Below are 19,842 nucleotides of genomic sequence, written 5' to 3' on the forward strand. Positions count from 1 at the left end.
AAGCCCATAACAATTGGAGGAGTCAACATGGCAGCAGGTCTATGGTTTGTGATTGCGTGCGGAGTCATCGCCGTGCTCTACGGTTTGGTGTCGCGAAACTGGATTTTAAAACAGGATGCAGGTAACGCTCGAATGCAGGAAATTGCCGCGGCGATACAGCAAGGCGCGGCTGCGTACCTGGCCAGGCAGTATAGAACGATTGCGATTGTCGGCGTCGTCTTATTTGTTGCAATTGCCTTGGTGCCGGGCTTGGGATTAACGACGGCGATGGGGTTTTTGGTTGGTGCGGTTTTATCCGGAGCATGCGGATTTATCGGGATGAATGTCTCGGTACGGGCCAACGTCAGGACTGCACAGGCGGCGACCCGCGGCATGAATGAGGCGCTCGATGTGGCTTTTAAAGGTGGCGCTATTACCGGTATGCTGGTCGTCGGCCTTGGCTTATTGGGCGTGACGATTTTTTACTGGATACTGATGCTGTCCGCGCTGCATAGCCCGGGCTCTGCCTCTGCCTTGAGTCAGCATGACGTGATCAAGCCTCTGATCGGCCTGGCTTTCGGGGCGTCACTGATTTCGATTTTTGCGCGTCTTGGCGGTGGTATTTTTACTAAGGGCGCAGACGTCGGCGCGGATCTGGTCGGCAAGGTTGAAGCGGGTATCCCGGAGGATGATCCGCGTAATCCTGCCGTGATTGCTGATAACGTCGGTGATAACGTCGGCGATTGTGCCGGTATGGCGGCTGATTTGTTTGAAACCTATGTAGTGACCCTGATTGCGACGATGTTGCTTGGTGCTCTGGTCATCACAAATGCTACAACTCAGGCAATCGTCTATCCCTTGATGCTCGGTGCGGTATCTATTCTGGCATCGATTGTCGGCTGTTCTATGGTGAAGGCAAAGCCGGGTAAAAAAATCATGTCTGCGCTATATACCGGACTCTGGTGGGCCGCGGGCCTGTCGCTGATCGGTTTTGCGATCGTCACCTGGACGGTGATGCCAGAAGATATGCGCATGCCAATGATGGGTTCAACGGTCGTGGGAATTGTGTTGACCGGATTGATGGTCTATATCACCGAGTACTACACCGGGACGGATTTCAAACCGGTACAGCATGTGGCGCAGGCATCAACGACTGGCCACGGCACCAATATTATTGCGGGTCTCGGAGTATCGATGAAGTCGACTGCCTATCCCGTTCTGGCAGTCTGTGCGGCTATTCTGGTGTCTTACTGGCTTGCCGGTTTGTACGGTATTGCGATTGCAGCAACATCGATGTTGTCGATGGCGGGAATCATCGTGGCGCTCGATGCATATGGGCCGATTACCGATAATGCCGGCGGGATTGCTGAAATGTCTGAAATGCCCGCTTCGGTGCGTGCCATTACGGATCCTCTGGATGCGGTAGGGAACACCACCAAGGCAGTGACCAAAGGCTATGCAATCGGTTCGGCTGGTTTGGCGGCTCTGGTTTTATTTGCTGATTACACCCATGCGCTCGATTCCGTCGGTAAAAGTACGTCGTTTGATCTGTCTAACCCGCAAGTGATTGTCGGCTTGTTTATCGGTGGTTTGATTCCCTACTTATTTGGCGCAATGGCGATGGAAGCGGTTGGGCGCGCCGCTGGCGCTGTGGTAGTCGAGGTACGTCGCCAGTTCAAAGAGATCAAAGGCATTATGGATGGCAGTGGCAAGCCTGAATATGATAAAGCCGTCGATATGCTGACCACCTCGGCCATCAAGGAAATGATTGTGCCGTCTTTGTTGCCGGTTATTGTGCCTGTCCTGGTGGGGCTGTTACTAGGACCGGCAGCGCTAGGTGGTTTGCTGATGGGAACCATCGTGACGGGTCTGTTTGTGGCGATTTCGATGACCACAGGTGGTGGTGCCTGGGATAACGCGAAGAAATATATCGAGGATGGTCACCACGGCGGTAAAGGCTCAGAAGCGCATAAGGCCGCAGTAACAGGCGACACCGTCGGCGATCCCTATAAGGACACTGCCGGTCCTGCGATTAATCCTTTAATCAAAATTATCAATATCGTCGCTTTACTGTTAGTACCTCTATTGCCGGGAACGGGAACGAGCATGGCAACGACGCATCCGGCAGAGCCGCCGCCATCGATATCGGCGAGTGCCAGCGCTGTCGTTGCCGCTAGCATCCCTGCTGTGCCTGCCACACTTCCAGCAGCGATCGAGACTGTGAGCGATCCAGCAGTACTTTCATCCCCGGCGTCAGTCTCAGCATCAGAGTCGTCTGCGGCAGCAAGCGCGCCAGCAAAATAAGCAGACATTCAAAACCAGAAAGGGCGGCGCGAGTCGCCTTTTTTTATTTTGAATGAATAATTTTCGGTACAATATACGCATAGTGACGTTTACGTAAACGTAAATTGAGCATCAAAGTAGTCGTAAATATCAGTATTGTAAGCGTCACATCGATTAGCCTTGTATCGCCGGATGCAATACCCCGACGGCACAACTCCACAGTAACTCCATAGCAATAATTGGAAGAAACAGAAAGACAAAGGAAGAGACAAGATGGATATTCAAAATAGCGTATTTATTATTACTGGCGGTGCTTCAGGTCTGGGAGCCGCAACGGCCCGTATGTTGGTTGCGAATGGCGGGAAAGTTGTTCTCGCGGACGTACAAGTCGAGGCCGGTGAAAAACTGGCAGCAGAACTGAACGGCACATTCGTGAAATGTGATGTCACCTCTGAAGCCGATGGTCTGGCGGTTGTTGCGGCTGCAACAGCGATGGGAACTCTGCGCGGACTGGTGAATTGCGCCGGCGTTGCTCCCGCCATCAAAACAGTGGGAAAAGACGGTCCGCATCCTCTCGACGTATTTCAGCGCGTAGTCAACATCAACCTGATCGGTACTTTCAATATGTGCCGTTTAGCCGCTGACGCTATGGGTAAAACCGATGCGACTGTACAAGGTGAGCGTGGCGTGATTATTAATACGGCCTCAGTTGCTGCATATGACGGACAAATCGGGCAGGCGGCCTATGCATCGTCTAAAGCAGCGGTAGTTGGCCTGACTTTGCCGATGGCACGTGATTTATCGCGCAGCGGCATCCGAGTGATGACGATTGCTCCAGGTATTTTTGAGACGCCGATGTTGTTAGGTATGCCGCAAGAAGTACAGGACGCGCTGGGTAAAATGGTACCTTTCCCACCGCGGCTGGGCAAGCCTGATGAATATGCGCACCTTGCTAAGTCCATCATCGAAAACGTGATGTTGAACGGCGAAACAATTCGTCTCGATGGCGCAATTCGTATGCAACCGAAATAAGCATGTTGTTATTTGTCAGTTCACGACGGAATACATTGCGTGCAACATGACTTTTCGACAGTCAGCTAATACACTAAGGCAAGCTTTCGGCTTGCCTTTTTTATTTGGGGCATGGAGACAAAAAAGTGTTCTTGCGAACGCTTCAATTAAAAGAAACTCATGAATAGTAATGCCACTACAGGATTGATTTTGACGGGCGGCGGTGCCCGCGCAGCCTATCAGGTCGGCGTGCTCAAGGCGATTTCCGATATTTTGTTGGAGGCAGGGTGGGCGCGTGAGCGCAATCCCTTTGGCATTATTTGCGGTACCTCTGCCGGTGCTATTAATGCTACGGCATTAGCCTGCCGTGCCGACAATTTTCGCGAATCGGTGTCCAGTATTTTGCATGTCTGGGAGAATTTTCAGGCCGCTCAAGTGTACCGGGCTGATTCTTTAGGTGTAATTCGTTCGGGTGCCCGCTGGTTGTCGCTGATGTCATTTGGCTGGCTGCTCAACAAATGGCGTAAATCACCGCCCAATTCGCTGCTCGACAATTCGCCTCTCGAAGATTTATTGAATCGTATGCTGGACCTGACGCGATTGGATCAGGCGCTGGTAAGTGGCGTACTGAGGGCATTGGCAGTTACCGCCTCGTCTTATACGGCGGGACAGCATTTAACCTTTTATCAGACACTGGCGGATATTGAGCCCTGGATCCGCAGTCAGCGTCTTGCGCAGAGGGATTTTATCGGGGTTCAGCATCTTCTGGCGTCATCGGCCATTCCATTTATTTTTCCGTCGGTTCCGTTGAACTGGGGCGGTCGTCTGGAGTATTGCGGTGACGGCTCTATGCGCCAATTGGCACCTATTTCGCCAGCCATCCATCTCGGTGCAAAGAAGGTGCTGATCGTCGGTGCCGGTCGCTTATCTGAGCCTCCACGTGAGTCAAATGAGGTCGCTCAGTATCCGAGTCTGGCGCAAATCGCAGGCCATGCGATGTCAAGTATCTTTCTCGATAGTCTGGCGGTTGATATAGAACGGCTGATGCGCATTAACAAAACATTGTCCATGCTACCGCCGGAGGCTTTGCAAAACACGCCGTTGAAGCCAGTGGACTTGCTGGTGATTGCGCCATCGCAGCGACTCGACGAAATTGCCAGTCGTCATACCAACAGTTTGCCGCTCCCCGTCAGAACCATGCTGGGTGGCATAGGTGCAACTGAGGTGCGCGGATCTGCCTTGGCATCTTACTTATTGTTTGAATCGAGTTATACCAGGGAGCTGATTGAGTTAGGTAAAAAAGATACCTGGGCCAGACAGGCTGATGTGTTGAAGTTTTTCTCAGATGATGCTGAAAAGCTGAGCTCAGAAATAGCAAAGCCACAATAGTTATATTGTATTTTGAATAATAAAGATTGATTCGCTTTACACAAAACGTTAATCTATGACATTGAATTACATCGTTGCCTGACAAAATGTTAAACAATTTCAACGCAACATTTTTAAAAAAATATCTGATTTTGCTGGCGATGTTGCTGTTGTCGTCTGTTGTCTCTGCCAAAGATTTCTATGGATTACAGAGTATTTCTGTATCGGATTTACCTAAAGAGGCGCAAGTAACACTGGTGTTGATTAAGCAGGGCGGCCCGTTTCCGTATGACAAAGACGGTGTCGTCTTCGGGAATTATGAAGCCAGATTGCCTAAGCAAAAACGTGGTTATTACCACGAGTTCACCGTCAAGACACCCCGGTCGAGAAGTCGCGGTGCACGTCGCATTATTGCGGGCGGTGATTCTAGGACGTCGGGAGAATACTATTATACCGACGATCATTACGAGAGTTTTAGACGAGTAAAAGAGTAATCTCTTTGAAGATAGACCTTAGCAAGCCGGAACCTATGACAATAATCTCACCAGCAGAGGGAGAAATGAGTTTGCTCAAAACAGTAGCACCGAATGTTGTGCAATCCATTCGTGCTTTCCGGGTGCCTGATTTACAAAAAGAAGCGGCTAGCCTTGGTCAGCATTTTTTATATGCGTATTGCCTGGAAGCTACGACTAAACAACAGGTTCTGGGAAAAATTGCGACGTCATTTGGCTTTCCCAAGCATTTTGGTAAAAATTTTGACGCCCTGTCGGATTGCCTGACGGACCTCATTCATCAATCGGGTTCTCAGCCAGGTTTTGTGGTCGTGCTGGAGCAATTACCTAATACACCTAAGTTTGATAAGGAAGCGCGGGAAACCTTATTGGATGTTTTTAGGGATGCCGCTGATTTTTGGGCGGACAGGAAAGTTGCTTTTAGAGTTTTTTATTCGTTCGAATAAGCAATAACATGATACTTTGCCATCAAATATAGGTCTTGCTCCCGGCAGATCACATGTATTTGACATGTATTTCTTGTTCATAGCGGCAATGTCGCCTGGTACCTATGATCGAATTATTTGAGGCTCAGGGCCTTACAGCGGTACAATGCCGCCATGAAAAAGATTGTGATTTTAATTTCTGGACGCGGCAGCAACATGCAAGCGATCGTTCAGGCAGCTAAAACAGAGCAATGGGCAGCGCAAATTGCGGCGGTAATCAGTAATCGGGCAGATGCTAGCGGACTTGAATACGCCGCCACTATGGGTATTCCGGCTGTCGTCGTTCCAAGTAAGAATTTCACCTCACGTGATGCATTCGATGCAGAGTTGAAAATGGTCATTGATCAATTCTCCCCAGATCTGGTTGTGCTGGCGGGATTCATGCGCATTCTGACTACACCATTTGTCGAACATTACATGGGGCGTATGATCAATATTCATCCGTCTTTATTGCCTAGTTTCGTTGGTCTTGCCACCCACCAGCAAGCGCTGGACGCCGGTGTCAAGATCCACGGAGTTACTGTGCATTTTGTTACGCCAGAACTTGATCATGGGCCGATTATTGATCAGGCTGCGATACCGGTATTCCATGACGATACAGTAGACAGTCTTTCTCATCGTGCTCTTGAGCAGGAACACATCATCTATCCCAGAGCGGTGAAATGGTTTATCGACGATAAACTAAGCATTGTTGATCAGCGCGTTCGCGTAGAGCTACACTGATTTGCTCGTATTACCGTTCGCCCGGACTCTTTTTTGTGATGAGTCAGGTGCTGCCGTCAACTAAAGAATTGAAAAAGGAAACCAAATGAGATTACCTCCGGCCATTGTTGGTCATGCAGAAGAAGTGTTGCGTGAAATTTTGCGCTTTACAGGTCCCGCAGACGTGACCTTGTCGCGCTATTTCCGCGAGCATCCTCGCCTCGGGTCGCGCGAACGTGGCGTTGTTGCGGAGGGTATTTACGGTCTTCTGCGTAATAAAAGTGTTTACACAAGTTTTTCTGAGTCCGGCAGCGGCCCGGCGATGCGTCGCCTGACCTTATTGGGGCTGGCAGATGCGGTAGGAGTTGATTCTTTGGGTGGTCTAAGTGAAGAAGAGACGGAATGGTTGCAGCGCGTCATGCTGATCGACCGTAACCATTTGCCCCCTGCATTGAAATCGAATTTGCCAGGGTGGTTGTGGGAAAAATTCTTGGCTAAATTCGGTGAGCCAGAAGCTTTGGCTTTGGCCGATGCCTTAAATACGCCAGCCTCACTGGACTTACGTGTCAATACGCTGAAGGGGAATCGCGACGATGTGATTGCCGCTTTAGCCCAGGCGCCGATTATCGCGGAGCCTACGCCTTATTCTGCGCTGGGATTGCGCATCAAGAAAAAACCAACCATCCAAAATTTGCCTTTGTTTAAAGACGGCACAATCGAAGTGCAGGATGAGGGTAGTCAGATTCTTGCCCAACTGCTGGGTGCGAAACGCGGTGAGATGGTGGCCGATTTCTGTGCCGGTGCTGGAGGTAAAACTCTGGCGCTGGGCGCCAGTATGCGTAACACAGGCCGTTTATACGCCTTCGATATCTCTGAAAAACGTCTGGCAAAACTAAAGCCGCGCCTCGCGAGAAGTGGTTTGTCAAACGTGCACCCAGTTGTCATCGCGCACGAAAAAGACGCCAAAATCAAGCGTCTTGCCGGTAAGTTAGACCGTGTTCTGGTCGACGCACCCTGCAGCGGTTTGGGTACTTTGCGTCGTAATCCGGATGTGAAGTGGCGCCAGACGCAAGTCGGTGTTGCTGAGTTGAACGTCAAACAAGCATCAATACTTGATAGCGCAGCAAGACTAGTTAAGGCAGGTGGTCGCCTAGTCTATGCAACATGTAGCGTTCTTGATGAAGAGAATGAAGCGATTGTTCAGGCTTTCATTGCTGCGCATCCTGATTTCAGCTTGCTACCTGTATCCCAAGTGTTGGCTGAGCAAAAAATTGATTTGGAAATGGGTGACTATTTAAAGCTGATGCCACATGTGCACCAGACGGACGGTTTTTTTGCCGCTGTCTTAGAACGCAATAAATAATTGATCAAGCCTTTTTGTTCGCTGCATTGATGAGTACACCTTTACTAGCTAGCCTGCTGTCCGATTTATCGGACGATCTGCACGATACCAACTTCTTATGGCAGGTAGGAACGGTATTGTTCTGCTTTTTCCTGGCATGGTATCTGGCAGGATTGCTGCGAAAAAGCTTTTCCAGTTCGGAGAGTGCTTCCGGAATGATGAAGATGGGAGTCGAGAGCTTCCATCGCGTCTTGTTTCCCAGTTTATCTCTGATATTCATCCTGATCGCCAAAGGTATTTTAGGCCGCTGGCAACATACTCATTTGCTGAGCCTGCTTTTTCCTATCATCGGTTCACTGGCATTAATCCGCTTCGGTTTTTATGTAGTCAGAAGAACTTTTGTTAAGGAAGGCAAGATCGGCGCTTTTCTGACGATTTTTGAAAAATTATTTGCAGGATTAGTCTGGCTCGGTGTGGTGTTGCACTTCACCGGCTTGTGGCAGGAATTATTGACGAGCCTGGATGAAGCGGTTTTGCCAATTGGACATAACAAGGTATCGATATTATCCATATTACAGGCGCTTGTTTCGGTTGCGGTGACGCTGATCGTGGCGTTATGGGCGAGTGCTGCGCTAGAGGCGCGCCTGATGCTATTACCGACGATGCATACCTCCTTAAAGGTAGTGTTATCGCGATTTGGCCGTGCCGTACTCATTTTGCTGGCGATTCTGATCAGTCTGACCATTGTTGGTATCGATTTGACTGTTTTATCCGTATTCGGCGGTGCATTGGGTGTTGGTCTTGGTTTTGGTTTGCAAAAAATTACCAGTAGCTATGTGTCTGGTTTTATCATTTTGCTCGACCGGAGTTTGTCCATAGGCGACATGATTGCGGTCGATAAGTTTAACGGTCGTGTGACACAAATTAACACTCGGTATACGGTATTAAAGGGCCTCGATGGTGGAGAATCTGTCATACCGAATGAAATGCTGGTGTCGAATCCGGTGCAGAATTTTTCTTTAAGCGACAGTTCTGTGGCGATGGGAACGGATATTACGGTAGCTTATCAGACCGACATTGAAGCTTTGCTACCGCTGCTTGCGCAAACCGCTGCTGATGTGCCCCGTGTATCGAAAGATACCCCGCCTTCTGCTTACTTAATGAGATTCGGTGCCGATGGACTGGAATTGCGTGTCGGATTCTGGATATCCGACCCTGAAAATGGACGCTCTAATGTGTTATCTGAAGTAAATCGTGCAATATGGAAATTATTGCAGGAACGTAAAATCGAAGTGCCATACCCTCAACGGGTTCTGACCTTCATCAATACGCCAGAGAAAGTTTCAGGGCAGACTTAAAAAGAGCGTACAATACAAAAAATTTTAGAAAATTTTTGATGCTTTGCTTTTGTCAATAGACGACAAGATAGTGTCATTAACCATGGAGTACATGTCATTTTGAGCACTTTTATCGATACCGCAATTGATTTTTTGTCTAACGGCATTACTCGTGCCACAAGTTGGCAAGTATTCATCTTCACGATGGTCGTTACCCATATTACGATTGCCAGCGTCACGATCTTTTTGCATCGTTGCCAGGCACATCGTGCTCTGGAACTACATGCGATTCCAAGTCATTTCTTCCGCTTCTGGCTATGGCTTACTACTGGCCAAGTGACCAAGGAGTGGGCGGCAATTCACCGTAAGCATCATGCAAAATGCGAAACTGAGGAAGATCCTCACAGCCCGGTGACGCGCGGTATTAAAAAAGTGTTTTGGCAAGGAGCTGAGTTATATCGCGCCGAGTCAAAAAATCTGGAAACCATGCAAAAGTATGGGCACGGCACACCTGATGACTGGATTGAACGTAATTTATATACTCGATTCAGTTGGCAGGGCGTTGCGTTAATGCTGATCATCGATCTTATTCTATTCGGTGTAATTGGTATTACGGTGTGGGCTGTTCAAATGTTGTGGATCCCTGTAACAGCGGCTGGCATTATCAATGGTATCGGCCACTACTGGGGATATCGCAATTACGATTGTGTAGATGCATCTCGTAACATCGTGCCTTTTGGTATTTTGATTGGCGGCGAAGAGCTGCACAACAACCACCACACCTTCGGTACTTCAGCTAAGTTGTCATCCAAATGGTATGAATTCGATATCGGTTGGTTATATATCCGCACAATGGAGATTGTCGGTCTGGCTACCGTGAAAAAAGTTGCTCCTGAACCGAAGTTTGCCGAGATTAAATCCGTGATTGATATGGACACTCTGCAAGCGGTTATTACAAATCGCTACGACGTAATGGCAAAATATACAAAATCCTTGCGCCGTGCTTGGAGAGATGAAGTTGCTCAGCTGCGCGAAAAAGCGCAGTTTGAAGCGAGCTTGCTTAAATCGACAAAAACCCTTTTACAGCGTGAGCCTACTAAATTAGAAGCACCGCAAAAGCAACAATTATCAGAAGTGTTGGCACACAGCAGTGCTCTGAAAACAATGCACGATATGCGTGTGGAATTGGGCTTAATCTGGGAGCGCTCTACAGTGAGCCGCGAGCAATTGGTGCATCAATTGCAAGACTGGTGCGTACGTGCTGAGGCCTCAGGTATTCAGACTTTGCATGACTTCTCGCTCAGATTACGTACTTACGCTTAAGTTATTGAGCTTGATCTAAAAAGCACCTTCGGGTGCTTTTTTATTAAGCCTGAATCTCTGGTAGAGGTGAGCTATGGTAATAGTGGGCGCTAATCCAAAAATACTGCCGCAATAGAAAATAACGGCGAAAAAAAACCTGCAAATTGCAGGTTTTTTTGAGATAACTAAAATTATTTAATCTTAGTTTCTTTGTAGATTACATGCTTACGTGCCTTGGGATCAAATTTCATGATCTCCATTTTTTCAGGCATTGTGCGCTTGTTTTTTGATGTGGTATAGAAATGACCTGTACCAGCAGTCGATTCCAGTTTGATTTTGTCGCGACCAGATTTAGCCATGATATTTTCCTAACAGTGATTTTCGCTTAAACTTTTTCGCCGCGAGCACGCAGGTCAGTCAAAACCGCATCAATGCCGATTTTGTCAATGACGCGCAGACCAGCGTTAGACAAACGCAGGGAAACCCAGCGATTTTCTGATTCTACGAAAAAGCGACGATTTTGCAGGTTAGGCAAAAAGCGACGTTTAGTTTTGTTGTTCGCATGGGATACGTTGTTGCCAACCATTGGCCCCTTCCCAGTTACTTGGCAAACACGTGCCATGTTTAACTCCTTAAATGTTTCCGAATTTGGAAAAAATGGAAGTATAACGAAAATTCCACTAAATATCAACGACTTGCGAAAAACAATTGTGTCTTTTATTTTTATTTAATTTAACAATTGTAAATTTCAAGGCTTTTGGACGTATTCATGTATTTGCAGTCTAGATTTGTCCATGTTCAGCGAATGAATAGACATGAGGATTGGCTACAATGAAATGATCCAGTACTCTGACATCAACCAATGCCAGAGTTTGTTTTAAGGTTTTGGTCAGAGTAATGTCCGCATCGCTCGGTTCTGCGCTGCCAGAGGGATGATTGTGCGCCAAAATGATACTTGCTGCGTTATGTTGCAATGCTGCTTTGACTACCTCTCTTGGATATACGCTGGCTTGACTAAGACTACCCCGGAACAGCTCGGATGAGGTAATGAGTCGATTTTTGATGTCGAGAAATAATACGGCAAATGATTCGTAAGGTTTGCTACCTATCATCAGCTGTAAATAGCTTTTGACCGCTTGCGGTGAGGACAGTAGCGGAGCGGCCTGTAATTCTTCAGAAATAGCGCGTTTAGCCAGTTCCAGGACGGCATGTAATTGCGCATATTTAGCATTACCTAGACCGTGCATCGCAGAAAAATTTTTGATATCCGCAGCGAATAACCCTGTCAATGAGCCAAATTGACTCAGCATGTCGCGGCCTAAATCTACAGCGCTTTTACCGCTGACGCCTACTCGCAAAAAAACTGCTAATAACTCAGCATCAGATAATGCCTGAGCGCCAAATTTAATTAATCGTTCACGGGGACGTTGATCTTCGGGCCAGTCGGTAATCGCCATCAAAAGTCCTTCACAAAATGAGAGAATAATCAGTACTTCATCGAGCTGACATACAATAGAGGCTTGATCGAACTTCACCTTAATTATGTCAAACCACGCTATCCCTGTCGTTACACCCGATGCTTATCTGACTTTGCATTATCGCCTTGCCACGCTGGATGGTGAGGATATTATCAGTACTTTTAAGGAAAGTCCGGCGACTTTGCAAATGGGAAATGGTCAGCTCGCTCCTGAGCTGGAGAGGGCGTTGTTGAATCTTGAGGAAGGCTCTCATACGACACAGGAGCTTGCGCCGGAGCAGGCATTCGGTCCGCGCAATCCCGCGCTGATACAGCGTGTTTCCCGCGCAACGTTAAAAGAAAATTCCGCTTTTGGTGAGCAGTATGTCATTGGTGATTTGGTTGAATTTGCCGCTCCGTCTGGAGGGCGTTTTGCCGGGATTCTCAGGGCAATTGATGAGGACGGCGCCTTATTTGATTTTAACCACCCTCTGGCAGGCCAGACTGTCCTGTTTGAAACAAAAATCATCGGTATTTTATGACTATGGACAAAGAAATTGTATTGGCGCAGCCGCGTGGGTTTTGTGCAGGGGTTGATCGTGCTATTGAAATCGTAGAGCGGGCTCTGCGGCAGTTTGGTGCGCCTATCTATGTCCGTCACGAAATTGTACACAACGCTTATGTAGTCAATGACCTGCGTCAGAAGGGGGCTATTTTTATAGAGGAATTAGCGGATGTTCCCGCAGGTAATACAGTGATTTTTTCTGCACATGGCGTTTCTCAATCGGTTCGTAAAGAAGCTAGCAAAAGAGGTCTGACGGTTTTTGATGCAACTTGCCCTCTAGTTACTAAGGTCCATATTGAAGTTGCGAAAATGCGTAAAGAAGGTCGTGAAATCATCATGATCGGCCATCAAGGACACCCGGAAGTTGAGGGAACAATGGGGCAGACGGAAGGCGGGATGCATCTCGTTGAGACCGTCGATGATGTGGCCAATTTGAAGGTGTCCAACCCTGATTTACTTGCTTATGTGTCTCAGACCACTTTGTCGGTTGATGACACGATTGAAATTATCGCTGCACTCAAAACTAAATTTCCCCAAATTAGTGAGCCAAAAAAGGGCGATATTTGTTATGCCACAACCAATCGCCAGGAGGCTGTTAAGTTTATGGCGCCACAAGTTGACCTGGTGATTGTTGTCGGCAGCGCGAATAGTTCGAACTCCAATCGCCTGCGTGAAGTGGCTGAGAAAAAAGGTGCGGCATCCTACATGGTTGATAACGCTTCCCAGATTCAGGCAGACTGGTTGAAAGATTCCCGCCGCATCGGTGTCACCGCGGGTGCATCTGCACCTGAGGTTTTGGTACAACAAGTTATTGATCGACTGAAGCAATTAGGTGCGCAAAGTGTGCGTGCTTTGGATGGTGCCGAAGAAAACGTAACGTTCCCTATGCCAAAGGGGCTGACTGGGTAATGCAAAATGCGCTCTGACTAAGCGCATTTTGATCTTGCGTAAATAATAATTTGCTACATGCCGTTTATTCAGTATTTTATTTCGCGAATTCATCGCTAACATTGCTGAACTTTGATTGACCAAGAGTCATTTTTTACACTGTGCAGTATCAGACCGGTATAGTAGTATGGGTTCGGGCTTAATATGGTGGTAGTATTTTTGTTCATGACTTCCCAGTCAATCTCTGTATAATCCCGCCGAATTTCACGACCTTCCTTTCGATTAAGCAGGCAGGCGTGGAATAGGTTACATAAAAATATTACAAAAGCTTTTTGCCAAAAGTTGTTGAGGAGAGTTTTACTATGCGTCATTCCACTATTTCAATTGCTCCACATTGCATGAAGCGTCTTTTCGGATAACAGGCGCTTAAATTGAGCGGCACACAAGAATTACTTGGTGCCGTTTTTGTTATCAGGAATGATTTTTGCTGAGTAATCTTAAAGTGAGATATTCAGGTATCTCGGTAAAAATTCCCATCCGTTCATAAAGAGAGAAGCAATATGGATACATTTATCCAACAAATAATAAATGGCCTGGTATTAGGGTCTATGTATGCTTTGGTCGCGCTGGGGTACACCATGGTTTATGGTGTACTGAATCTGATCAACTTCGCTCATGGCGATGTACTCATGGTCGGTGCTATGGCGGGACTGAGTATCTTGAAATTACTCGGTATTATTGCACCGGATCTACCCGGTATTGTTCAATTACTGATTGCGATTATCGGCGCCATTCCCGTTTGTATCATCGTGAACGTAGTGATTGAGCGTGTTGCATATCGCAGATTGCGTAACGCACCGCGTCTGGCTCCATTGATTACCGCGATTGGTATTTCTCAATTGGTTCAGGTGTTCGCCATGATTATCTGGGGCCGCAGTCCGATTTCTTTCCCAAGTGTGATGCCGTCAACGCCGATTCCCGTCGGTGGCGCAGTGATTTCGCAAACACAGGTTTTATTGCTGGTTCTGGCGACTCTTGCGATGGTCGGCTTAGTTTTGCTGGTAGAGAAAACCAAGATGGGACGAGCCATGCGCGCCACTGCAGAGAATCCACGTGTAGCAGGTTTGATGGGAGTTGATTCTAATAAAGTTATTGTGGCGACCTTTGCCATCGGCGCCTCACTTGCGGCAATTGCGGGTGTGATGTGGGCGGCTAACTATTCGTCTGCACAGTTCGCAATGGGCTTCTTGCCAGGCCTGAAAGCCTTCTCTGCTGCTGTCTTGGGAGGTATCGGTAATATTTATGGTGCGATGGTCGGTGGCATTATTCTTGGCCTGATCGAGAGCCTGGGAGCGGGTTATATCGGTGAATTGACTGGCGGCCTGCTCGGCAGCCAATACCAGGATATTTTCGCGTTTGTTGTATTGATTATCGTGTTGACTCTGCGCCCATCCGGCATCATGGGTGAACGTGTTGCTGACCGTGCATAAGGAGAGCATGAATGTCGAATTTTTTTGATATAAAAGCGAATCCAAGCAAGGCCTACACGAGCTTTGCTGTCTTGGGTGTCGTCTTGGTGTTGTTCCCATTTATTGCTGCCAATTTTGGCAACTCATGGGTTCGTATTATTGATTTTGCCTTGCTCTACATTATGTTAGCGCTGGGGTTAAATATTGTAGTCGGCTTTGCCGGTTTGCTGGATCTGGGTTATATCGCGTTTTATGCTGTCGGTGCTTACATGGCAGGTTTGCTGGCATCACCGCAGTTTGCTGTTGTACTCGAATCTTTTGTTAATAATTATCCGGCAGTTGGTAATTTTCTGATGTGGGTGTTTGGACCTGAGATCGCACAGACAGGTCTGCATTTATCTGTCTGGGTTATTGTGCCGCTGGCAGCTGCGCTGGCTGGTCTGTTTGGTGCATTGTTAGGCGCACCAACCTTAAAGCTGCGCGGCGATTATCTGGCAATTGTGACTTTGGGTTTTGGTGAAATTATTCGTATTTTTATGAATAACATGAACTCGCCGGTAAATATCACTAATGGCCCTCAGGGTATCAATATGATTGATCCTATCCGCATCTTTGGTGTATCGCTGTCAGGTGAGGCCGGCTCTAATGCGACAGTCCACTTCGGTTTCATCAGTATGCCGTCCGTGAATGCCTACTACTTCCTGTTTCTGGCTCTGTGCATCGGTATTATTTTTGTTTCTTTGCGCTTGCAAGATTCTCGCTTAGGTCGTGCTTGGGTCGCGATTCGTGAAGACGAAATTGCTGCTAAGGCGATGGGCATTAATACGCGTAATATCAAATTGCTCGCGTTCTCCATGGGCGCATCTTTTGGTGGCGTTTCTGGTGCAATGTTCGCATCATTCCAAGGCTTTGTCTCACCTGAATCCTTCTCTCTGACCGAGTCAATCGTGGTGCTGGCAATGGTTGTTTTGGGCGGAATTGGTCATATACCCGGAGTGATTCTTGGATCGATACTGCTTGCCGCATTGCCTGAGATTCTGCGTCATAGCGTCGAGCCTATTCAGAACCTGTTATTTGGCAAAATTTTGATTGAGGCTGAAGTCTTGCGCCAATTGCTATACGGTCTGGCTATGGTATTGATTATGTTGAACAGACCAGCCGGTTTGTGGCCAGCACCTAAGCATGAAGACAGAATAACCAGCAGCAACGATACGCCAGCTGCGGCTTAAGGGATACCGACATGACTGAAAAAACTATATTAAAAATCGAGGGAGCAAATAAGCGCTTCGGCGGTTTGCAAGCTTTGTCGAATGTTGGGATCAATATTAAACAGGGTCAGATTTACGGCCTGATTGGTCCTAACGGTGCCGGTAAAACGACATTCTTCAACGTCATTACAGGCTTATACCAGCCAGACACAGGGACATTTGAACTAGATGGCAAGCCGTACTCACCATCAGCTCCTCACGAGGTAGCAAAAGCGGGTATTGCACGTACATTTCAAAATATCCGCTTGTTCGGTGAGATGACTGCACTGGAAAATGTCATGGTTGGCCGGCACATCCGTACTCATCAGGGTGTCTTGGGCGCGGTCTTTCGCGGTAAGGCAGCTCGTAAAGAGGAAGCCGATATCAAAGCTCGTGCCCAGGAGTTGCTCGATTTTGTCGGAATCGGACAGTTTGCAGATCGTACTTCCAAATATTTGTCCTATGGCGATCAGCGTCGTCTCGAAATCGCTCGTGCATTAGCAACAGATCCAAAATTGTTAGCACTCGATGAACCGGCTGCAGGTATGAATGCGACTGAGAAATTGGCTCTGCGCGAGTTGCTGGTTAAGATCAAAGCGGAAGGCAAGACAATTTTGCTGATCGAACATGACGTCAAATTGATGATGGGCTTATGCGACAGAATCACGGTGTTAGATTACGGCAAGCCAATTGCTGAAGGCGTACCTGCGGACATTCAGAAAAATCCAGCAGTGATTGAAGCGTATTTGGGAGGTTCTCACTAATGGTTGATAACGTATTAAAGATTAGTAACCTCAAGGTTGCTTACGGTGGCATTAAAGCGGTTAAGGGCATTGATTTAGAGGTCAATAAAGGTGAGCTGATTACCTTGATTGGTGCCAATGGCGCAGGTAAAACCACGACGCTCAAAGCTATTACAGGTACTTTGCCAAGCTGCAAGGTAGAAGGAGAAATCCTCTATGACGGCAAATCTATCCGTGGCATTAACTCATTTGAGCTGGTGAATAATCATCTGGCGATGGTACCGGAAGGACGGGGTGTTTTTACTCGTATGACTATTCTGGAAAATCTCATGATGGGTGCATTCACTCGCAACGACAAAGCAGGCATCAATCAGGATATCGAAAAATGGTTCGCCGTTTTTCCACGTCTGAAAGAGCGTGCCGCGCAGTTGGCTGGTACTTTGTCAGGCGGTGAGCAGCAGATGCTGGCAATGGCCCGTGCGTTGATGAGTCACCCAAAATTACTGCTGCTAGATGAACCGTCCATGGGCTTGTCGCCTATCATGGTTGAAAAAATCTTTGAAGTTGTGCGGAATGTTTCTGCGCAAGGCGTGACTATTTTATTGGTCGAGCAAAATGCGAAGCTCGCGCTGCAAGCCGCGCATCGTGGCTACGTGATGGATTCTGGCGCGATCACAATGACGGGCAAAGGTAAAGATATGTTGAATGATCCTAAAGTGCAGGCAGCCTACCTGGGCGAATAAACTAAATGGAATACAAAAAAGCCTCGATTTATATCGAGGCTTTTTTATTTCAAACAACGCCAGAAGACCTTGTTTGAAGAAATGATAAGGAGGACGCTGAAATTATTTCTTAGAGCGAGTCGTTGCTTTTTCGGTCGCTGTAGAGATCTGGGTTACCGCATTATTCAGATTGGCTTCCAATGCCTCTACCGCCTGTTTGCTCGATTTAGTGAATTGATCGTAGCTTGCATTGGCATTATTGAATGCCGTCTTCACAAATGCGACGACGTTTTCTGTACCGGCTGGTGCATTTTTTGAGACTTCGTCAAACAATGCCAGAACTTTACGGTTTGTTTCAGCGATTTGAGTTTCTGCAGCACGTGTAAATTCGGCTTGTGTGCTGGAAGCGATGTTCGACAGATGACGACCGTAAGCCAAGGCTTTTTCAGCATTCGGTTGAGCTTGTGCTGCGGACAGGCTGAAAAATTCTTGTGGATCTTTTGCCGCCAATAATTGTTTTGTGGCTGCTGTTGATTCTTCCAGTGATGTTTTTGCAACGGTCAGATTTAGTTCGACAAATTTCTCTACACCTTCAAATGCTTTGCCAGTCAAGGCAGTGATCAGCGCCAGTTGGGCATCGAAGTTTGCTTTAGTCGCAGCAGAAAACTGTTCAGGTACGGAAAACATAGATTTCTCCTAAAAGGAATGAGTCAGTTTGATCAAGTATCGGGTTTGCTACAGTGAATTATATTGCATTGATGCCGCGTTTTGTGCACTGCAATATGGTGCATTTTATTGATTAATAGAGGAAAGTCAAGAAAAATTGTGCAATGCAATAAAAGTGTCTTTTTTAAAACAAACTAGATTCCCAATAAAATCTATCACCAGCTTTCTTGGGGTGAATTATTGTTAATCATTCATGATTATCTGTAGGAATTGTGACTGGTTCATGAAACGACGCGGTTAAAAGTAAATCGCTGTGTAAGTTGCCAAAAGCAATTATTACGTCTTAAATTGCTCGGTAAAAACGTTGCGAATGCAAAATGATGAAAATTTTTAAATGGAACTGATCCGCCGCTCTGTAATAAGCTTGGTACTTCAGGCGGTGGCATTAAAGATTTTTGACCGATGTTGACCCGAAGTGATCAATACGCAGAACAGGTAAAGTCGTAGCGCCAACAGCTAACTTTAAAAGCAGTGACCTATTTTTTGAGGAAAAAATGGCGATAGAAGCAAAAAGCCGAGCGCAATTTCAGCATTTTCATAAGATACAGACACGTTGGATGGATAACGATGCTTATGGACATGTGAATAACGTCATCTACTACAGTTGGTTTGATACCGTGGTCAATCAGTTTCTGATCGTCAATCAGGCGCTAGACATAGAGAAAAGTCAGGAAATCGGTCTCGTGATCGAGACGCAATGTAATTACCTGGCTTCAGTCGCTTTTCCCGATGTGATATCCGCAGGCGTGACAGTGAGCAAACTTGGTAACTCCAGCGTTCGTTATGAGATCGGTATTTTTAAAAATGATGAAGATATGGCGGCGGCTCAAGGCCATTTTGTGCATGTCTATGTGGATAGGGAGAGCCGTCGGCCTGTACCCATTCCGGAAAAAATTCGCAGTTTGTTATCCACTTTAGAGGTACCTGTCTGATGATCCAGTCACCAACCCAGCAATGTGTCGATGAAGTAATAACTTCTCGCCGTTCGATCCGTGCTTTTTTACCGACTGCGGTAGAGCGTGAAGACATTCAGGCGATATTGGAAGTTGCTGCACGTGCACCCTCCGGCAGTAATACACAGCCATGGAAGGTCTATGTCTTAACGGGTAACACGTTGACGCAGTTAAGTTCCGCAATTCTGGCCGCGCATAACGATAGTGAGCAGGCGCAAGCCCATAAAGAGGAATATAACTATTACCCTGTCAAATGGATTGCCCCTTACCTTGAGCGCCGGCGCAAAGTAGGCTGGGATCTGTACGCATTGTTAGGCTTGGGACGAGAGAATAAAGTCGGTATGCATGCGCAGCACGGACGTAACTATGCTTTTTTTGATGCGCCGGTTGGTCTGATATTGACGATTGATCGCGTGATGGAGCAAGGCTCGTGGCTGGATTACGGCATGTTCTTGCAAAATATTATGCTAGCAGCGCGCGCCAGAGGACTGGACACTTGTCCGCAAGCTGCATTTACTCAGTATCATAAAATTATCCATGATGTTTTGGCATTGCCAGAAAACGAAATGCTGGTCTGCGGCATGTCGCTGGGGTATGCCGATATGAGCAAAATTGAAAACAGCCTGGTTACTGAGCGTGATGAGATCACAAAATTTACGCAATTCCTTGATTAAGAGACATCAGGAGATCTTAAAAGAGGTTGGAAGTTTACGAAGATTTTTCCAAACTAATGAGCGTTACGTGATCTCCTA

At 47.2% G+C, this 19,842-nt stretch carries 21 protein-coding genes; 17 read left to right on the forward strand and 4 right to left on the reverse strand.

Features of this window, described 5'->3' with window-relative positions:
* The first annotated feature begins 27 nt into the window (after window positions 1-27).
* From ACO0K3_RS07160 to ACO0K3_RS07200, 9 genes are all read left to right on the forward strand, one after another.
* Window positions 28-2,283 carry a sodium-translocating pyrophosphatase gene (locus ACO0K3_RS07160; protein ID WP_422983229.1) on the forward strand — a complete coding sequence of 752 codons (2,256 nt, stop codon included), beginning with the start codon at window positions 28-30 and terminating at the stop codon, window positions 2,281-2,283.
* A 252-nt stretch (window positions 2,284-2,535) separates the two neighbouring features.
* Window positions 2,536-3,294 carry a 3-hydroxyacyl-CoA dehydrogenase gene (locus ACO0K3_RS07165; RefSeq protein ID WP_422983231.1) on the forward strand — a complete coding sequence of 253 codons (759 nt, stop codon included), beginning with the start codon at window positions 2,536-2,538 and terminating at the stop codon, window positions 3,292-3,294.
* Between the two features lie 159 nt (window positions 3,295-3,453).
* A complete protein-coding gene (locus ACO0K3_RS07170) occupies window positions 3,454-4,662 on the forward strand; it encodes a patatin-like phospholipase family protein (RefSeq protein WP_422983233.1) in 1,209 nt (402 codons plus the stop codon).
* A gap of 86 nt (window positions 4,663-4,748) precedes the next feature.
* Window positions 4,749-5,135, forward strand: a complete 387-nt coding sequence (locus ACO0K3_RS07175) for a ribonuclease (RefSeq protein WP_422983235.1) — start codon at window positions 4,749-4,751, stop codon at window positions 5,133-5,135.
* On the forward strand, window positions 5,135-5,599 hold the full coding sequence (locus ACO0K3_RS07180; RefSeq protein WP_422984029.1) for a barstar family protein: 465 nt from the start codon (window positions 5,135-5,137) through the stop codon (window positions 5,597-5,599). The genes ACO0K3_RS07175 and ACO0K3_RS07180 overlap by 1 nt, the downstream gene beginning before the upstream one ends.
* Window positions 5,600-5,752: 153 nt before the next feature.
* Window positions 5,753-6,361: a phosphoribosylglycinamide formyltransferase gene (gene purN, locus ACO0K3_RS07185; protein WP_422983237.1), complete on the forward strand. Its 609-nt coding sequence runs from the start codon at window positions 5,753-5,755 to the stop codon at window positions 6,359-6,361.
* 85 nt (window positions 6,362-6,446) lie between these two features.
* The gene (locus ACO0K3_RS07190; protein WP_422983239.1) at window positions 6,447-7,703 is read left to right on the forward strand and encodes an RsmB/NOP family class I SAM-dependent RNA methyltransferase; all 1,257 of its coding nucleotides are present in this window, start codon (window positions 6,447-6,449) and stop codon (window positions 7,701-7,703) included.
* Between the two features lie 29 nt (window positions 7,704-7,732).
* Window positions 7,733-9,040 (forward strand): mechanosensitive ion channel family protein, encoded by a 1,308-nt coding sequence (locus tag ACO0K3_RS07195; RefSeq protein ID WP_422983241.1) that lies wholly within the window; start codon window positions 7,733-7,735, stop codon window positions 9,038-9,040.
* Window positions 9,041-9,139: 99 nt separating this feature from the next.
* Complete coding sequence (locus ACO0K3_RS07200) at window positions 9,140-10,342, forward strand: DesA family fatty acid desaturase (RefSeq protein WP_422983243.1); 1,203 nt, start codon at window positions 9,140-9,142, stop codon at window positions 10,340-10,342.
* A 170-nt stretch (window positions 10,343-10,512) separates the two neighbouring features.
* On the opposite strand, the gene rpmG is transcribed toward ACO0K3_RS07200, so the two are convergent.
* The 3 genes from rpmG to radC form a co-directional block, all read right to left on the reverse strand.
* Entirely contained in the window at window positions 10,513-10,680 is a 168-nt protein-coding gene (gene rpmG, locus ACO0K3_RS07205) for a 50S ribosomal protein L33 (protein WP_110257750.1), read from the reverse strand.
* Window positions 10,681-10,706: 26 nt separating this feature from the next.
* Window positions 10,707-10,943, reverse strand: a complete 237-nt coding sequence (rpmB, locus tag ACO0K3_RS07210) for a 50S ribosomal protein L28 (protein WP_186947587.1) — start codon at window positions 10,941-10,943, stop codon at window positions 10,707-10,709.
* 160 nt (window positions 10,944-11,103) lie between these two features.
* Window positions 11,104-11,778 carry a RadC family protein gene (gene radC / locus ACO0K3_RS07215; RefSeq protein ID WP_422983245.1) on the reverse strand — a complete coding sequence of 225 codons (675 nt, stop codon included), beginning with the start codon at window positions 11,776-11,778 and terminating at the stop codon, window positions 11,104-11,106.
* A gap of 85 nt (window positions 11,779-11,863) precedes the next feature.
* Here radC and ACO0K3_RS07220 point away from each other — a divergent pair, with 85 nt between their 5' ends.
* The 6 genes from ACO0K3_RS07220 (at window position 11,864) to ACO0K3_RS07245 (ending at window position 17,432) form a co-directional block, all read left to right on the forward strand.
* Entirely contained in the window at window positions 11,864-12,319 is a 456-nt protein-coding gene (locus ACO0K3_RS07220) for an FKBP-type peptidyl-prolyl cis-trans isomerase (RefSeq protein WP_422983247.1), read from the forward strand.
* Window positions 12,316-13,251: a 4-hydroxy-3-methylbut-2-enyl diphosphate reductase gene (gene ispH / locus ACO0K3_RS07225; protein ID WP_422983249.1), complete on the forward strand. Its 936-nt coding sequence runs from the start codon at window positions 12,316-12,318 to the stop codon at window positions 13,249-13,251. The genes ACO0K3_RS07220 and ispH overlap by 4 nt, the downstream gene beginning before the upstream one ends.
* A 539-nt stretch (window positions 13,252-13,790) precedes the next feature.
* Window positions 13,791-14,720, forward strand: a complete 930-nt coding sequence (locus tag ACO0K3_RS07230) for a branched-chain amino acid ABC transporter permease (RefSeq protein WP_422983251.1) — start codon at window positions 13,791-13,793, stop codon at window positions 14,718-14,720.
* 11 nt (window positions 14,721-14,731) lie between these two features.
* Window positions 14,732-15,928, forward strand: coding sequence for an ABC transporter permease subunit (locus tag ACO0K3_RS07235; protein ID WP_422956239.1), 1,197 nt, complete (start codon window positions 14,732-14,734; stop codon window positions 15,926-15,928).
* A gap of 11 nt (window positions 15,929-15,939) precedes the next feature.
* Window positions 15,940-16,710, forward strand: coding sequence for an ABC transporter ATP-binding protein (locus ACO0K3_RS07240; RefSeq protein WP_422983253.1), 771 nt, complete (start codon window positions 15,940-15,942; stop codon window positions 16,708-16,710).
* Entirely contained in the window at window positions 16,710-17,432 is a 723-nt protein-coding gene (locus ACO0K3_RS07245; RefSeq protein WP_422956237.1) for an ABC transporter ATP-binding protein, read from the forward strand. The genes ACO0K3_RS07240 and ACO0K3_RS07245 overlap by 1 nt, the downstream gene beginning before the upstream one ends.
* A 102-nt stretch (window positions 17,433-17,534) precedes the next feature.
* Here ACO0K3_RS07245 and ACO0K3_RS07250 read toward each other — a convergent pair whose 3' ends face one another.
* Entirely contained in the window at window positions 17,535-18,098 is a 564-nt protein-coding gene (locus ACO0K3_RS07250; RefSeq protein WP_422959872.1) for a phasin family protein, read from the reverse strand.
* A gap of 533 nt (window positions 18,099-18,631) precedes the next feature.
* On the opposite strand from ACO0K3_RS07250, the gene ACO0K3_RS07255 reads away from it, so the two are divergent.
* Window positions 18,632-19,069 (forward strand): acyl-CoA thioesterase, encoded by a 438-nt coding sequence (locus tag ACO0K3_RS07255; RefSeq protein ID WP_422983255.1) that lies wholly within the window; start codon window positions 18,632-18,634, stop codon window positions 19,067-19,069.
* Complete coding sequence (locus tag ACO0K3_RS07260; RefSeq protein WP_422983257.1) at window positions 19,069-19,764, forward strand: nitroreductase; 696 nt, start codon at window positions 19,069-19,071, stop codon at window positions 19,762-19,764. Before ACO0K3_RS07255 ends, ACO0K3_RS07260 begins: the two co-directional genes overlap by 1 nt.
* Window positions 19,765-19,842 lie beyond the last annotated feature (78 nt).

The sequence above is a fragment of the Undibacterium sp. Rencai35W genome, from assembly GCF_049340185.1.
Taxonomy (GTDB): domain Bacteria; phylum Pseudomonadota; class Gammaproteobacteria; order Burkholderiales; family Burkholderiaceae_D; genus Undibacterium.

Excerpts from the sequence above, each read along its gene's own strand:
- ACO0K3_RS07160 (WP_422983229.1), top strand. The coding sequence starts at position 28 with ATGGCAGCAGGTCTATGGTTTGTGATTGCGTGCGGAGTCATCGCCGTG.
- ACO0K3_RS07165 (WP_422983231.1), top strand. The coding sequence starts at position 2,536 with ATGGATATTCAAAATAGCGTATTTATTATTACTGGCGGTGCTTCAGGT.
- ACO0K3_RS07170 (WP_422983233.1), top strand. The coding sequence starts at position 3,454 with ATGAATAGTAATGCCACTACAGGATTGATTTTGACGGGCGGCGGTGCC.
- ACO0K3_RS07175 (WP_422983235.1), top strand. The coding sequence starts at position 4,749 with ATGTTAAACAATTTCAACGCAACATTTTTAAAAAAATATCTGATTTTG.
- purN (WP_422983237.1), top strand. The coding sequence starts at position 5,753 with ATGAAAAAGATTGTGATTTTAATTTCTGGACGCGGCAGCAACATGCAA.
- ACO0K3_RS07190 (WP_422983239.1), top strand. The coding sequence starts at position 6,447 with ATGAGATTACCTCCGGCCATTGTTGGTCATGCAGAAGAAGTGTTGCGT.
- ACO0K3_RS07195 (WP_422983241.1), top strand. The coding sequence starts at position 7,733 with ATGAGTACACCTTTACTAGCTAGCCTGCTGTCCGATTTATCGGACGAT.
- rpmG (WP_110257750.1), bottom strand. The coding sequence starts at position 10,680 with ATGGCTAAATCTGGTCGCGACAAAATCAAACTGGAATCGACTGCTGGT.
- rpmB (WP_186947587.1), bottom strand. The coding sequence starts at position 10,943 with ATGGCACGTGTTTGCCAAGTAACTGGGAAGGGGCCAATGGTTGGCAAC.
- radC (WP_422983245.1), bottom strand. The coding sequence starts at position 11,778 with ATGGCGATTACCGACTGGCCCGAAGATCAACGTCCCCGTGAACGATTA.
- ACO0K3_RS07220 (WP_422983247.1), top strand. The coding sequence starts at position 11,864 with ATGTCAAACCACGCTATCCCTGTCGTTACACCCGATGCTTATCTGACT.
- ispH (WP_422983249.1), top strand. The coding sequence starts at position 12,316 with ATGACTATGGACAAAGAAATTGTATTGGCGCAGCCGCGTGGGTTTTGT.
- ACO0K3_RS07230 (WP_422983251.1), top strand. The coding sequence starts at position 13,791 with ATGGATACATTTATCCAACAAATAATAAATGGCCTGGTATTAGGGTCT.
- ACO0K3_RS07235 (WP_422956239.1), top strand. The coding sequence starts at position 14,732 with ATGTCGAATTTTTTTGATATAAAAGCGAATCCAAGCAAGGCCTACACG.
- ACO0K3_RS07240 (WP_422983253.1), top strand. The coding sequence starts at position 15,940 with ATGACTGAAAAAACTATATTAAAAATCGAGGGAGCAAATAAGCGCTTC.
- ACO0K3_RS07245 (WP_422956237.1), top strand. The coding sequence starts at position 16,710 with ATGGTTGATAACGTATTAAAGATTAGTAACCTCAAGGTTGCTTACGGT.
- ACO0K3_RS07250 (WP_422959872.1), bottom strand. The coding sequence starts at position 18,098 with ATGTTTTCCGTACCTGAACAGTTTTCTGCTGCGACTAAAGCAAACTTC.
- ACO0K3_RS07255 (WP_422983255.1), top strand. The coding sequence starts at position 18,632 with ATGGCGATAGAAGCAAAAAGCCGAGCGCAATTTCAGCATTTTCATAAG.
- ACO0K3_RS07260 (WP_422983257.1), top strand. The coding sequence starts at position 19,069 with ATGATCCAGTCACCAACCCAGCAATGTGTCGATGAAGTAATAACTTCT.